General features: G+C 63.5%; 15 protein-coding genes. 5 read left to right on the top strand and 10 right to left on the bottom strand.

Translation table 11 applies throughout. From position 1 onward, the window contains the following. Window positions 1-51 precede the first annotated feature (51 nt). The 5 genes from AC50X5_RS12805 to AC50X5_RS12785 all read right to left on the bottom strand — a co-directional run bounded on the left by AC50X5_RS12805 (window position 52) and on the right by AC50X5_RS12785 (window position 4,516). Window positions 52-1,074 (bottom strand): NADP-dependent oxidoreductase, encoded by a 1,023-nt coding sequence (locus AC50X5_RS12805; RefSeq protein WP_494976473.1) that lies wholly within the window; start codon window positions 1,072-1,074, stop codon window positions 52-54. Next, window positions 1,071-1,502, bottom strand: a complete 432-nt coding sequence (locus AC50X5_RS12800; protein WP_494976472.1) for an organic hydroperoxide resistance protein — start codon at window positions 1,500-1,502, stop codon at window positions 1,071-1,073. The genes AC50X5_RS12805 and AC50X5_RS12800 overlap by 4 nt, the downstream gene beginning before the upstream one ends. A 54-nt stretch (window positions 1,503-1,556) precedes the next feature. After that, the gene (locus AC50X5_RS12795) at window positions 1,557-1,991 is read right to left on the bottom strand and encodes a MarR family winged helix-turn-helix transcriptional regulator (protein WP_494976471.1); all 435 of its coding nucleotides are present in this window, start codon (window positions 1,989-1,991) and stop codon (window positions 1,557-1,559) included. Window positions 1,992-2,072: 81 nt separating this feature from the next. After that, window positions 2,073-3,272 (bottom strand): amidohydrolase, encoded by a 1,200-nt coding sequence (locus AC50X5_RS12790; protein WP_494976470.1) that lies wholly within the window; start codon window positions 3,270-3,272, stop codon window positions 2,073-2,075. A 110-nt stretch (window positions 3,273-3,382) separates the two neighbouring features. Further along, complete coding sequence (locus AC50X5_RS12785) at window positions 3,383-4,516, bottom strand: mannose-1-phosphate guanylyltransferase (RefSeq protein ID WP_494976469.1); 1,134 nt, start codon at window positions 4,514-4,516, stop codon at window positions 3,383-3,385. 267 nt (window positions 4,517-4,783) lie between these two features. Between AC50X5_RS12785 and sdhC the strand changes: the two genes are divergently transcribed. The 5 genes from sdhC to AC50X5_RS12760 all read left to right on the top strand — a co-directional run bounded on the left by sdhC (window position 4,784) and on the right by AC50X5_RS12760 (window position 9,244). After that, window positions 4,784-5,173: a succinate dehydrogenase, cytochrome b556 subunit gene (sdhC, locus tag AC50X5_RS12780; protein ID WP_494976468.1), complete on the top strand. Its 390-nt coding sequence runs from the start codon at window positions 4,784-4,786 to the stop codon at window positions 5,171-5,173. A 3-nt stretch (window positions 5,174-5,176) separates the two neighbouring features. After that, window positions 5,177-5,668, top strand: a complete 492-nt coding sequence (locus tag AC50X5_RS12775) for a succinate dehydrogenase hydrophobic membrane anchor subunit (RefSeq protein ID WP_463937222.1) — start codon at window positions 5,177-5,179, stop codon at window positions 5,666-5,668. Window positions 5,669-5,776: 108 nt separating this feature from the next. Next, window positions 5,777-7,576: a succinate dehydrogenase flavoprotein subunit gene (sdhA, locus tag AC50X5_RS12770; protein ID WP_494976467.1), complete on the top strand. Its 1,800-nt coding sequence runs from the start codon at window positions 5,777-5,779 to the stop codon at window positions 7,574-7,576. A gap of 1 nt (window position 7,577) precedes the next feature. Further along, window positions 7,578-8,360: a succinate dehydrogenase iron-sulfur subunit gene (locus tag AC50X5_RS12765; protein WP_494976466.1), complete on the top strand. Its 783-nt coding sequence runs from the start codon at window positions 7,578-7,580 to the stop codon at window positions 8,358-8,360. Window positions 8,361-8,473: 113 nt separating this feature from the next. Further along, entirely contained in the window at window positions 8,474-9,244 is a 771-nt protein-coding gene (locus tag AC50X5_RS12760) for an alpha/beta hydrolase family protein (RefSeq protein ID WP_494976465.1), read from the top strand. Here the strand turns inward: AC50X5_RS12760 and AC50X5_RS12755 are convergent. From AC50X5_RS12755 to AC50X5_RS12735, 5 genes are read right to left on the bottom strand one after another with little or no spacing between them, the layout of a single operon-like run. After that, a complete protein-coding gene (locus tag AC50X5_RS12755; protein WP_494976674.1) occupies window positions 9,201-10,274 on the bottom strand; it encodes a YihY/virulence factor BrkB family protein in 1,074 nt (357 codons plus the stop codon). The genes AC50X5_RS12760 and AC50X5_RS12755 overlap by 44 nt on opposite strands. Window positions 10,275-10,311: 37 nt before the next feature. After that, entirely contained in the window at window positions 10,312-10,902 is a 591-nt protein-coding gene (locus AC50X5_RS12750) for a 2'-5' RNA ligase family protein (RefSeq protein WP_494976464.1), read from the bottom strand. Between the two features lie 4 nt (window positions 10,903-10,906). Beyond that, the gene (trpS, locus tag AC50X5_RS12745; RefSeq protein ID WP_494976463.1) at window positions 10,907-11,998 is read right to left on the bottom strand and encodes a tryptophan--tRNA ligase; all 1,092 of its coding nucleotides are present in this window, start codon (window positions 11,996-11,998) and stop codon (window positions 10,907-10,909) included. A 15-nt stretch (window positions 11,999-12,013) separates the two neighbouring features. After that, window positions 12,014-12,847: an exodeoxyribonuclease III gene (locus AC50X5_RS12740; protein WP_494976462.1), complete on the bottom strand. Its 834-nt coding sequence runs from the start codon at window positions 12,845-12,847 to the stop codon at window positions 12,014-12,016. Between the two features lie 10 nt (window positions 12,848-12,857). Next, window positions 12,858-13,412 (bottom strand): hypothetical protein, encoded by a 555-nt coding sequence (locus tag AC50X5_RS12735; RefSeq protein WP_494976461.1) that lies wholly within the window; start codon window positions 13,410-13,412, stop codon window positions 12,858-12,860. Window positions 13,413-13,440 lie beyond the last annotated feature (28 nt).

Genomic DNA, 13,440 nt, shown 5'->3' with positions numbered 1-13,440 from the left:
TCGATGAGAATTTGTTACCAAGCAGTTGCGGCCGGACTACTCCATCGAGAGTCAGAGGCGCACAAGCATCTTGCCCGTGTTAGCGCCGTCGAGGAGATCGATAAAGGCCTGGGGTGCATTCTCTAGGCCGTCCACAAGGGTTTCGTCGTAACGAACCGTCCCGTCCGCCAGCCAACCGGCCATCCGCTCGGAGAATTCGGCGCGATGCTGGCGCTGTCCGCCCACCAGGAAGCCACGCAGGGTCAGTTCCTTACCGATCGCAAGTGCCAGGTTACGCGGTCCTGGAGCGGGTTCCGTGGAGTTGTACTGCGAAATTGCGCCACACAACGCTACCCGGCCGCCCACGTTCAGTGTTGCGAGTGCGGCCTCGAGGTGGTCTCCGCCGACGTTATCGAAGTAGACGTCGATCCCACCCTCACCCGCGGCAGCTTTGAGCTGCTCCCGCACCGGCGCGTCCCGGTAGTTAAACGCCGCATCGAAGCCCAGCTCCAGGATCCTGGCAAGCTTTTCCGGAGTCCCCGCACTGCCGATCACCCTGGACGCGCCCATGGCTTTGGCAATCTGGCCCACCAGCGAACCCACTGCCCCCGCGGCGCCTGAGACGAAAACGGCGTCGCCGGGTTTAAATTCGGCTACCTTGAGCAGGCCGGCGTAGGCCGTCAGCCCGGTCATTCCCAGTGCTCCAAGGAACGCCGATGCCGGGGCCAGGTCAGTCCTCGCCACGGTGGTGCTGCTGGCGTCCAGGACCGCATACTCCCGCCAGCCCAGGGCATGAACGACGGCGTCACCCACCTTGCGTTCCTCGGACCGGGACGCGATCACCTCACCCACAGCACCGCCGTCGAGCGCCGTGTTCAGTGCGAACGGGGCCGAGTAGGACTTGACGTCGTTCATGCGGCCCCGCATGTAGGGGTCAACCGACATATAAAGGTTGCGGACCAGGATCTGGCCCTCCTCCAGCGCGGGAACCGGCGATTGCGCCAGCGCGAAGTTCTCCGGAACGGGACGGCCTGCCGGACGTGAGGCGAGCCGGATCTCACGGGACGTGGCGGGCAGCCCTGGTTTGGCGCTCATGCCGCGAATTCCAGGATCTTGATGCTAACAGTGATGTTGCCGCGGGTGGCGTTGGAGTACGGGCAGACCGCGTGCGCCTTGGCCACGAGGGCCTCGGCTGTAGGAAGGTCCAGTTCGGGCAGGGCGATTTCCAGTTCGACTGCCAGGCCAAAGCCATCACCACCGTCCAGGGGGCCGAGGTGGACACGTGCGGCCACGGCAGAGTCTGTCAGGTCTGCCTTTGCCTGCCGCCCTACCAGCCGGAGGGCTGAGTGGAAGCAGGCGGCGTACCCTGCGGCAAACAGCTGTTCCGGGTTGGTCCCCTCGCCGTTCCCGCCAAGTTCGACGGGGCTGGCCAGCGCAACATCGAGTTTGCCGTCGCTGCTGCGGGCATTGCCGTCCCGGCCTTCGCCGGAAGCAAGGGCGTGGGCAGTGTAAAGAGTCTTCAAAGGAAAGTCCGTCCTGTAGGAATATGTGGAAGCGGCACTGCGGGGTTTGCAGGCCTAGCGTGCATGGTGCAGGGCCGCGGTGAGCCGTTCCAGGGTGCTGTGCAGCTGATCCAGTTCGGCGGCGGACAGCCCTGCTGCCTCGGCAAGGCGTTGGGGAACTCCGCCGGCTTTGCTGCTGAGGGCCTGACCTTTAGTGGTGAGGTGGATGGCCACGCGCCGTTCGTCCTCTCCGGACCTCCGCCGTTCCACCAGACCCAGGGCCTCGAGGCGTTTGAGCAAGGGCGACAGCGTGCCCGAGTCCAGGCCCAGTTCTCCACCCAGTTCCTTGACGCCCCGTGGCTGGTCCTCCCACAGAACAAGCATCACCAGGTACTGCGGGTAGGTGAGCCCCAAATCCTCCAAAAGCGGACGGTACAGGGCTGTTGCTGCACGGGATGCCGAATAAAGGGCAAAACAAACCTGGCGGTCCAGGCGGGGAGCTTCGGTCATGCCAAGAAGGCTAACGCGCAATTCAATTGGGCACAACTTATATGAGGCAAGGGTGCAGGGAAGGAAGTTCCCTCTGTCCTGCTAGAGGTCGCGGATGGTGCGCAGGGCTGCGGCCGTGAGGACCTGGATGCCGTAGCCCAGGGCACGCTCGTCCACAACGTAGTCGCCACGGTGGAGGTCGAATTCCTCACCGCCGGGAGTCATGGTTCCCAGCCGCATCATGGCGCCCGGCCGCTCTGCCAGGAACCAGGCAAAGTCCTCGCCTCCCATGGACTGCGGAGTCAGCACCACGGCACCTTCACCCAGTTCTGCACGTGCGGCGGCCTCGATGAGCGCGGTTTCGTGCTCGGAATTGACCACCGGAGGCACTCCCCTGGTGTGCTCCAGGCGCACTTCCACGCCATACGGCGCTGCGACCTGTTGGACGACTTCGTCCAAAAGTTCGCCGGCGGCATGCCAGGCATCTCGGTCAAGGCAGCGCATGGTGCCGGCCATGTAGCCGGTCCCGGGGATGGCGTTGGGTGCCGAGCCCGCAGATATCTGTCCCCAGACCACCGAGACACCGCTGCGAACATCAACGCGGCGGGACAGGACTGCCGGGACATTGACGGCGATCTGGGCCAGGGCGAACACCAGGTCCTCAGTCAGGTGGGGGCGCGAGGTGTGGCCGCCGCGGCCGCTCAGTTCAATTTTGATGGTGTCCGACGCGGACGTGATGGCACCAATACGCGTTCCGATCCGCCCAACGTTGATCCGGGGATCACAATGCAGCGCCAGGATGCGCGGCACACCTTCCAGCACTCCCTGTTCGATGCAACTCAGGGCTCCGCCGGGCATGGTTTCCTCGGCGGGCTGGAAAATGATCCGGACCCGGCCACGCAGCGGGGCTTCCAGATTTATGCGCTGCAGTACCAGTGCCACACCCAGCATGGTGGCGGTGTGGATGTCATGGCCGCACGCATGTGTAACGCCGTGGTTCCGGGAGGCGAAAGGCAGCCCGGTTTCTTCAATGATGGGGAGAGCGTCAATGTCGCCGCGGAGTGCCGTGGCGATGGGGCCTTGGCCGATGTCGACTGTAACGCCCGTGCCTTCAAGCCGGCGCGGCTTCAGGCCGGCGGCCGCTAGCCGTGCCACAAGCCTGTCAGTGGTGCGGAATTCCTTGAAGGACAGTTCAGGGTGTGCGTGCAGATCCCGTCGGAAATCGATCAGCTCGGGCAGCAGTGGTTCCAGCCACGGGCCCACCAGGACGGTGGGTTCGGCTTCGGTAGTGTAATTGCGCACTAAGACACTCTAGCGAGCCGCCCGCCAATGGCGGCATCACACGCGGTGCGTTACGGCGCGCTAACTGGTGCTACGTCCGGGCGGACCCGGGCTGAAACTGACGATCCGGACTAAAGGACGTCAGTGTCGCCGCTGGCCTTGAGTGCTGCCACAGCCGCCTTCACGCGCTGCGAGTTAGCCATGGTGGTGACCAGTAGGGCATCGGGCGTATCCACGATGACTACGTCCTCGATGCCGATCAGTGCGATCACGCGCTTCGTGTCCGAGACCACCACGCCACTGGAGTTCTCGGTGAAGACGCGCGCGCCCACACCAAGGACCGTGACGTCGTCGACCTCGCGGGCACTGTTGAGGCGGCCCACCGAAGCAAAATCCCCGACGTCGTCCCAGCTGAACGTGCCCGGCACCACGGCTACGTCACCGGCGGCGGCAGCGGGTTCAGCGACGGCGTAATCGATCGCGATCTTGGGCAGCTCCGGCCAGACCCTGGCGGTTACTTCGTCCCGCGCCGGAGTGTCCCAGGCCTGGGCGATTTCCTGCAATCCGGAGAACAGCTCAGGCTGGTTGGCTTCAAGGTGCTTAAGCATGAGGGCCACGGGGGCTACGAACATCCCGGCATTCCAGACGTATTCGCCACTTTCGACGTACTGGCGGGCCACGTCCTCATCGGGCTTCTCCACGAATTGGACAACCGCCTGCGCGCTGGGCGCCGAAGGCACGTTCAGGTTTACTCCTGCGCGGATGTAACCGAACCCGGTTGACGGGTGTGTGGGCATAATGCCGATGGTGACGATCTTGCCGGTGGCAGCGGTATGGATTGCTTCCCGCACAGCTTCCTGGAAAAGCCCGTCAGGGCTGATGACGTGGTCTGCAGCGAACGAACCCATGATGGTGTCCGGATCGCGTTGGTGAAGAATGGCGGCGGCAAGCCCAATGGCGGCACCGGAGTCCTTGGGTTCACTCTCCAGCACCAGATCGGCGTCGTTAACCTCTGGAAGCTGCCTGCAAACCGCCTCACGGTGGGCGGTGCCGGTGACGACCAGCATGCGGCTGCCCGCCAGGGGTTCGAGCCGATCATAGGTAGCCCGAAGCAGCGTACTGCCGGAGCCCGTCAGGTCGTGAAGGAATTTGGGGGCTGCTGCACGCGAAAGTGGCCAGAGTCGGGTTCCCACGCCGCCCGCCGGAATAACCGCAATAAAGCGGTCCAACGGTGATGGCTGGCCTGTCGTGTTGTCTGTAGTCATCAAGGCATACTCTAGCCGACTCCCCACTACGACCCCGGAAGTGAAGCTGCCCTCAGGCCATACCCCCTCATTGCCCGGCCACCAAATGTGTCTTTAGTCTCAAACCGCCGAAAAACCGGCCGCCAGCCAGTGACCAAGGGGTTCCTAAATTGAATAAGCTGTGAGCGAAGCCTAGATTTAGGCTTGAGCTACGAGTGCTCTCGCAGCAGGCGTTTCCCCCGCGTGGATCCCACGCCAGCGCCGCTGTGTTGCAGGGAGGTTTATTCAGTGCCGACGAAACCAGCTGGCACCTTGTACCGCGGCCGTGAAGGCATGTGGTCCTGGGTTGGACACCGGATTACCGGTGTCGTGATCTTTTTCTTCTTGTTGGTCCATGTGCTGGACACATCATTGGTCCGGGTTTCCCCGGAGGCCTACAACGCCGTGATCGGCACCTACCAGAACCCTCTGATGGCGCTGGGTGAAACCGGCCTGGTCGCCGCAATCGTCTTCCACGCGTTCAACGGCCTGCGGATTATCGCAGTGGACTTCTGGAAGCAGGGCGCCAAGTACCAGCGCCAGATGCTGTGGGTTGTCCTTGGACTCTGGGTCGTCACCATCGCGGCTTTCGCGATCCGCCACCTGTCCCTCGCTTTCGCCGCTTCTGGAGGCCACTAAGCCATGACTGCAACGATTCCCAACCCACGCAGCGCGCACGGCGGCAGTGCACACAACAAAAACGGACGGATCGATCCGCAGTACCGCCGTACGGGTGCCTCGAGGGGCAACTTTGAGATGTTTGCCTGGTTGTTCATGAGGCTCTCCGGCGTTGTACTGGTTGTCCTCATCTTCGGCCACCTGTTCGTCAACCTCCTGGTAGGCGAAGGTATCCATGCCATCAACTTTGGTTTTGTTGCCGGGAAGTGGGCGGATCCGTTCTGGCAGATTTGGGACCTCGCCATGCTGTGGCTGGCCATGCTGCACGGCACCAACGGCGTCCGCACGATCATCAACGACTACGCCGAAAAGGATGCCACGCGCATGTGGCTCAAGACTGTCCTTTACGCGGCCACCATCGTCATCGTGGTCCTTGGCACCCTGGTCATCTTCACCTTCGACCCCTGCCCCGTGGTGAATGGCGTGCCGCTGCCGGGCGGCTTCTGCCCGGCCTAAGACCCGGCCACGCTGTCTCCATGCAGTGATTATCCGGGGAATACTTTGCGGTGCCGGCAACGCCAGCCCGTGGTTTTATAGCGAATTTTGAGAGAAAGAGCGTCTGGTATGCAGGTCCATAAGTACGACGTCGTGATCGTTGGTGCCGGTGGCGCTGGCATGCGTGCAGCGATTGAATCCGGTCAGCGGGCACGAACAGCAGTACTGACCAAGCTTTACCCCACCCGCTCGCACACCGGTGCGGCACAGGGCGGCATGTGCGCGGCACTGGCCAACGTCGAGGAAGACAACTGGGAGTGGCACACTTTTGACACCGTCAAGGGCGGTGACTACCTGGTGGACCAGGACGCAGCTGAAGTCATGGCACGTGAGGCCATCGACGCCGTACTGGACCTGGAAAAAATGGGCCTGCCGTTCAACCGCACCCCGGAGGGACGCATCGACCAGCGGCGCTTCGGCGGCCATACCCGTGATCACGGCAAGGCTCCGGTCCGCCGCGCCTGCTACGCGGCCGACCGTACCGGCCACATGATCCTGCAGACCCTGTACCAGAACTGCGTCAAGCACAATGTCGAGTTCTACAACGAGTACTACGTCCTTGACCTGTTGACGGTTGAGGAAGACGCCGTACGCGAGGACGGCACCCCGTACAAGCAGAAGCGGGTCGCCGGCGTCGTGTCCTACGACCTCGCCACCGGTGAGCTGCATGTCTTCCAGGCGAAGTCAGTGGTCTTCGCTTCGGGCGGAGCGGGCAAGGTCTTCAAGACCACGTCCAACGCCCACACCCTCACCGGCGACGGCATGGGCATCGCCTTCCGCCGCGGCATCCCCCTGGAAGATATGGAGTTCTTCCAGTTCCACCCGACCGGCCTTGCCGGCCTGGGCATCCTTCTGTCGGAGGCGGCCCGCGGTGAAGGTGCCATCCTCCGCAACTCTGAAGGTGAGCGCTTCATGGAGCGCTACGCACCCACCATCAAGGACCTGGCGCCGCGTGACATCGTGGCCCGGTCCATGGCCAACGAGGTCCGGGAAGGCCGCGGTTGTGGCCCGAACAAGGATTACGTCCTCCTGGACCTGACCCACCTGGAGCCGGCACACATCGACGCCAAGCTCCCGGACATCACCGAGTTCGCCCGCACCTACCTTGGCGTTGAGCCCTACACGGAACCCGTTCCGGTGTTCCCGACGGCGCACTATGCCATGGGCGGGATCCCCACGAACATCACCACCGAGGTGCTGCAGGACAACGACACCGTGGTCCCCGGCCTCTACGCCGCCGGTGAGGTGGCCTGCGTTTCCGTCCACGGCTCCAACCGCCTTGGCACCAACTCGCTCCTGGACATCAATGTCTTCGGCAAGCGGGCCGGTATTGCTGCCGCCGAATACGCCAAAACCGCAGACTTCGTCGAGCTCCCGGAAAACCCGGAGGCTTACACGGTCGAGCTGCTGGACATTGCCCGCAATGGCACCGGAACGGAAAAGGTGGCTGTGATCCGTAAGGACCTGCAGGACACCATGGATGCCAACATGCAGGTGTTCCGCACCGCCGACACCCTCAACCAGGTCCTCAAAGACATTGCGTCCTTTGAGGAGCGTTACCGCAACATCAGCGTCCAGGACAAGGGCAAGCGCTTCAACCTTGACCTGCTCGAGGCCGTGGAACTGGGATTCCTCCTGGAACTGGCCAAAGTCATGACCGTGGCGGCCCTGCACCGTGAAGAGTCCCGCGGCGGGCACTTCCGTGAGGACTTCCCTGAGCGTGACGATGAGAAATTCATGAAGCACTCCATGGCGTACAAGGATGACCACGCTCCGGCCGACGGCTCTGCCGAGGCTATTGCGGGTATCCGGTTGGCTACCAAGCCGGTGGTCTTCACACGCTACGAGCCGATGGTGAGGAAGTACTAAGATGACCGCTGAACTCGCTGAGCCAGCATCCAAAATCGAATTGCCCGCCGGCGTTGGTGGTGGCGGGGAGATTCCCACGTTCAACATCACGCTGCGTGTGCGCCGGTACAACCCTGAGGTTTCCGAGGCCGCCACGTGGGAAGACTTCGAGCTCACCATGTACGGCACGGACCGTGTGCTTGACGCCCTCCACAAGGTCAAATGGGAGCACGACGGCAGCGTCTCCTTCCGCCGCTCCTGCGCTCACGGCGTCTGCGGTTCCGATGCCATGCGCATCAATGGCCGCAACCGCCTGGCCTGCAAGACGCTGCTGAAGGACCTTGACACCTCCAAGCCCATCACAGTGGAGCCCATCAAGGGCCTGCCGGTGGAAAAGGACCTCATTGTGGACATGGAGCCGTTCTTCCAGTCCTTCCGCGAAGTGATGCCGTTCCTGATCAACCGCGGGCACGAGCCCACCAAGGAGCGCCTGCAGTCCGCCGAGGACCGCGAGCGGTTCGACGACACCACCAAGTGCATTCTGTGCGCCGCGTGCACGTCGTCCTGCCCGGTGTTCTGGACGGACGGCCAGTACTTCGGCCCTGCCGCGATCGTCAACGCTCACCGCTTCATCTTCGATTCCCGTGATGACGCCGGCGACATGCGCCTGGAAATCCTGAACGACAAAGAAGGCGTGTGGCGCTGCCGCACCACCTTCAACTGCTCGGAAGCGTGCCCGCGCGGCATTCAGGTCACCCAGGCCATTGCCGAGGTCAAGCAGGCAATCCTTTCGCGCAAGATCTGATTCCGTCCCGGTGACGGGAAAGCACGACGGCGCCGCCCACCAGTTTTGGTGCGCGGCGCCGTCGTGCTTTCCACCCTTAGGGCGCTCAGTGGCCCTGTATTGAAAGGCATGCAATGTCCCGTTCCGTGAAAGTACAGTTCGAAGGCACCACCGGCGAGCTGCTGTCCGGCATTCTTGACCAGCCCGAGGGGCCGGTCAAGGGCTGGGGGGTCTTCTCGCACGGCTTCACGTTGGGCAAAGACAGCCCCGCGGCGTCGCGGATCTGCAAGGCCCTGGCAGACAGTGGCGTTGGTATGCTCCGTTTCGACAACCTGGGGCTGGGCGAATCTGCAGGCACCTGGGCGGAGGGATCTTTCAGTCACAAGGTGGCAGACACAGTCCGGGCTGCAGGCTTTATGCGTGACAGCGGCAAGGCCATCTCCCTCCTCGTCGGACATTCCTTTGGCGGTGCCGCCGTGCTCGCAGCCGCCCGCGAAATCCCGGAGCTCGACGCCGTCGCCACCATCGGTGCGCCGTTCTCGCCCAAGCACGTGGCCCACGTGTTCGATGCTGCACTGGACCGCATCAACAGCGAAGGCAGCGCCGAGGTAGACCTGGGCGGCAAGCGTGTGGAGATCCGCCGGCACTTCGTCGAGGACCTGGAGAATGCGGACCTGACCGAGTGCATCAAGGGCCTGCGCAGGCCACTGCTGGTGCTGCACTCCCCCACTGACAACACCGTGGGGATCGAGAATGCCAGCACGATTTTCCAGACGGCCCGACACCCTCGGAGCTTCGTCTCACTGGAGGGCAGTGACCACCTGTTGACGGGCAAAGGGCAGGCAGCGCGGGCTGCAAGAATTATTGCTGCCTGGGCAGACCAGTACCTCGACGCCGGGCAGTAGCCCACTCCGGCCGGTTTTCCGCCCCCTTGTGTCCTCCGGGGGCACCACCCTGGGGCACCCGTCCCGGCTGGACCCGGCGTGCCCCCCACACGGAGGCAGGTCCGCCGGCTTCGGACGTCAGGTCGGCTTGGCGGACAGCGGCCCAGGAACCGGCCACCAGGTAGACCTGGCTGACCAGGTTAAACCAAATAAGCAGGCCAATGATGATCGCGAACGGCGCCAGCACCGGGTTCCTGCCCGCCCCTGCCAGCAGCTCAGTGCTGAAGATCTGCAGGACACTGGTTCCGATGGCAGCAAGGATTGTGCCCTCCAGCAACGCCCGCATGGCCAGCTTCAGACCGGCCACCAACCTGAACATTAACAAGGCAGTGACCCAGCTAAGCACCAGCGGCACGCCGATCTTGATTGAGGTAGTCAACGGTCCGGCCACAGCGTCGTCCAACGCCAGGAAATCTGCCACCCAGCCGGCAGCCGTCCCGAAGATCAGCGATGCGCCCGAACTGACAACCACAGCAATGCCCAGCAGCACCAGGATGCCGGCGTCGCGCAGCTTCAGGATTATGGGGTTCACTGTCAGCGGTGGCAACTGCTGGACGCCGCGCAGGCCCTCCCGAACCCGGGCCAGCCAGCCGAGCGAGGTAATCACGGTAACGACGGCGGCGATTACCACGGTCCAGCCCAAACCGATGGGATCAAGCAGTTCCTGCGGGTCCACCAGCCCCTGACTGCCATTCACCTGCAGCAGCCCGGGTGCCGCCTCGGCCACGCTGGCCACGACCCGGTCGAGCAGCACCTGCTGCCCCCGAAGGAGCAGCCCCGCAATGGAGAAGCCCGTGGTCAGGAGGCCCGTAATGGAGAAGAACATGGTGAAGCCGATTCCGGCGCTCATCAGCGGTCCGCGTTGCCTGGTGTACTGCTGCAAGGCGCGCACTGGCCGGAGGGCGTTGAGCGAGGCAAGGAGCCACTGCAGCAAGGACATGGCTTCACCGGCGAATCCCGCGCCCGACCTGCGGGCACGGCCCCAGTCAATCCTGCGCTGGATGACCGCCAGCCTCAGCCTGGCCCGCTCAGTGGGTAGTGGTGGGTTTGCCGCTGTCTGCGAGCCATGGCGCGTCGTCGTCCGTTTCTGTCCCAAAGTCCAGCTCTTCCCGTAACTGCCAAATTCCATCCGCGTCGTGCTCGTAGAGTCCCATGCTAACCACAGGGAACGTGGCCCTGTAGTCACGGAGCGCCGTTTCGGCCTCATCGAGGCTCTCGGGGGCAACGTCATGGGCGATGGTGACGTGCGGGTGGTACGGGAAGGGCAGCTCACGTTCCAGCGGGCCGGACTGGAGCTTCTCGTGGAGCTCCACGCACGCCCCGAAGCCGTCCTCTACGTTCAGGAATACCACCGGGGATACAGGCCGGAAGGAGCCCGTACCGGCGATGGTGACCATAAAGGGTTCCTGCTGGCGGGCAACTTCACGAACGTGGCGGTGGGTTGCTTCCCAGTCCTCGGTGAGCGTGGTGGTGACCAGCGTGATATGCGCAGGTATGACGTCGGCCATGGGATCGCCAAAGGAGGCCCGCCAGCGCTGCAGCTCTTCGGCGATGGCAGGCGGGAAGCCCAGAATGACCCCTACATTCGCTCCTTCGCCGGCACTGCTGTTGGACGTCATGGGGCTAGCGGACTCCCAGGGTGCCGCCATAGGGAAGGAACCCTACCTTGGCATAGACATCACGAAGGGTGGCCGAAGCAATCTCACGGGCTTTGTCGGCACCGTGTGCCAGGAGCCGGTCCAGTTCCGCGGGGTCCGCCAGGAGCTCGTTGGCGCGCTCCCGGATCGGGGCGAGGTGGCCGGCGACAAGTTCCGCCAGATCGACCTTGAGATGCCCATACATTTTGCCTTGGTATTCTGCAACGATCTGCTCCACCGGCCGTCCTGCGATTGCGGAGTAGATGCTCAGCAAATTGGAAACACCGGGCTTGGCGTCACGGTCGAAACGAATCTCAGTTTCAGTGTCAGTGACGGCGGACTTGATCCGTTTGGCCGTGACCTTAGGATCATCGAGCAGATTGATCAGGCCTGCGGGCGACTCCGCGGACTTGGACATCTTGGCCGTGGGGTTCTGCAGGTCGTAGATCTTGGCGGATTCCTTTTGGATGAAAGGCGCCGGCACCTGGAAGGTCTCACCAAAGCGGCTGTTGAACCGGGTAGCCAGGTCGCGGCTGAGTTCCACGTGCTGGCGCTGGTCCTCGCCCACCGGAACGCCGTGGGGCTGGTAGAGCAGGATGTCGGCGGCCTGGAGGATGGGGTACGTGAAAAGCCCCACGCTGGCGTGGTCCGATCCCTGCTTCTGCGCCTTGTCCTTGAACTGCGTCATGCGGGCTGCCTCGCCCATTCCGGTAATGCAGTTCAATACCCACGCCAGTTGCGCGTGCTCGGGTACCTGGGACTGGACGAACAAGGTGCACTTCTCCACGTCCACACCGCCGGCAATGTACTGGGCGGCAGTGATGCGGGTACGGCGAGCCAGTTCCACGGGATCCTGCGGCACCGTGATGGCATGCAGATCAGGGATGAAGAAGATGGCGTCGTACTCGTCCTGCATGCGGACCCAGTTGACCAGTGCGCCGAGGTAGTTGCCCAGGTGCAGGGAGTCGGCGGAGGGCTGCATCCCGGACAGGACGCGGTGCTTCTGGCCGGCGGCCAGCTTGGTGGAAGATGCCGGCGCGGGAGCTGCAGCAGGTTCTGTTGTGGTGGAACTCGTCATGGAGGTGCCTTAAAACTAGAGCCGGTAATCCACTACCAGCGGAGCATGGTCAGAGAAGCGGGTGTCCCACGACGGCGCCCGGTCAACCACCGCGGACACAGCCGCGGCCGCGAGCCCGGGAGTGGCCAGGTGGTAGTCAATGCGCCAGCCGGTGTCGGTGTCGAACGCCTTGCCGCGCTGCGACCACCAGGTGTAGGGGCCGTTGACGTTCCCCGCCAGGGCCCGGTGCACATCCTTCCAGCCGATCTCTTCGCCGAAGAAGCGGTCGAAGTAGGCACGCTCCTCAGGCAGGAATCCCGCCTTTTTGACGTTGCCCTTCCAGTTCCTGATGTCCAGTTCGGTGTGGCCAACGTTCAGGTCCCCCACCACGAGTGCGTGGTCGCTGTGCTTGGTCAGCTCCGGCAGGCGGGTGGTCATGGCATCCAGGAAGCGGAACTTGTCCGTCTGTTTGGGCGTGCCGACCTCACCGGAATGCACGTAGGCACTCGCCACGGTCAGCTGGGCAGGGGTACCGGACATTGTGGGAACCGTAAAATCCGCTTCAACCCATCGGCCTGCCGTGGCGAAGTAATCGTCGCCGATGCCGGTGCGGGTCAGCGTGGGTTCCTGCCGGGAAGCGATGGCCACGCCGGCACGGCCCTTTGCCTCGGCCTCGGCGTGCAGGATATACCAGCCCTCGCCCAGCAGCTGGCGCACCACCGCGTCAGGCGCGCGGACCTCCTGGAGGCAGAGGATGTCTACATCGCGCGGCTCCAGCCACGCCGCCATGCCGTTCTTGTAGGCAGCCCGGAGGCCATTGACGTTGACTGATGCGATCCGAAGGTGGTCCTTCTCCAATGCCGAGCTCACCCGCTCTACTCTAGTCGATGATGGTGCCGCTGACCGGCTCGTCAGTGCCGCCCGAGGACTTGATCATGTCCCTTGCATTGGTGGCCGTAATCTCGATGGTTTCCAGCGCCCTGTAGATGGTGTCCTGGTTCGCGGCAGCGCCCTTGGCCCGTTCGTCGTTGATGACGCGGACCTGGACCTGGACGATCTTGAACGAGTGGTCCAGCTTCAAATCCCGTACACCGTCAGCGCGGGCCTCCGAGACCACACGGGTGCCGCCATGGTCCGAGGACTCCGACGACGGCGCGCGGCCGGCAGCGCTACTGAACGCGTTTTGGGCCTCGCTGAACTTGGCGCCGGCCTTGCGGGCAGCTTTCTGGATGCTGAACACCACAAACGATGCCAGCAGCAGCCAGAACAGCGCGATGATGGCCACGACCCAGCCAACAACGTCATTCTGGTTTGCGGCGAAGATGACCGCCACCAGGAACGCGATGATAAAGACCGTCATGCCCAGTCCGCCGATGCGGAACATGCCGCCCTTGGCCGTACCGGACGAAAACTTTGAAGTGCCCACAGATTGCATGGCTCTATTCTCTCAAACCGGCGGACCC

It is taken from the genome of Pseudarthrobacter sp. MDT1-40-2, assembly GCF_059383595.1.
This window is presented reverse-complemented; position numbering and strand designations above follow the sequence as displayed.

Excerpts from the sequence above, each read along its gene's own strand:
- sdhA (WP_494976467.1), top strand. The coding sequence starts at position 5,777 with ATGCAGGTCCATAAGTACGACGTCGTGATCGTTGGTGCCGGTGGCGCT.
- AC50X5_RS12775 (WP_463937222.1), top strand. The coding sequence starts at position 5,177 with ATGACTGCAACGATTCCCAACCCACGCAGCGCGCACGGCGGCAGTGCA.
- AC50X5_RS12805 (WP_494976473.1), bottom strand. The coding sequence starts at position 1,074 with ATGAGCGCCAAACCAGGGCTGCCCGCCACGTCCCGTGAGATCCGGCTC.
- AC50X5_RS12760 (WP_494976465.1), top strand. The coding sequence starts at position 8,474 with ATGTCCCGTTCCGTGAAAGTACAGTTCGAAGGCACCACCGGCGAGCTG.
- AC50X5_RS12795 (WP_494976471.1), bottom strand. The coding sequence starts at position 1,991 with ATGACCGAAGCTCCCCGCCTGGACCGCCAGGTTTGTTTTGCCCTTTAT.
- AC50X5_RS12750 (WP_494976464.1), bottom strand. The coding sequence starts at position 10,902 with ATGACGTCCAACAGCAGTGCCGGCGAAGGAGCGAATGTAGGGGTCATT.
- AC50X5_RS12735 (WP_494976461.1), bottom strand. The coding sequence starts at position 13,412 with ATGCAATCTGTGGGCACTTCAAAGTTTTCGTCCGGTACGGCCAAGGGC.
- AC50X5_RS12765 (WP_494976466.1), top strand. The coding sequence starts at position 7,578 with ATGACCGCTGAACTCGCTGAGCCAGCATCCAAAATCGAATTGCCCGCC.
- AC50X5_RS12785 (WP_494976469.1), bottom strand. The coding sequence starts at position 4,516 with ATGACTACAGACAACACGACAGGCCAGCCATCACCGTTGGACCGCTTT.
- trpS (WP_494976463.1), bottom strand. The coding sequence starts at position 11,998 with ATGACGAGTTCCACCACAACAGAACCTGCTGCAGCTCCCGCGCCGGCA.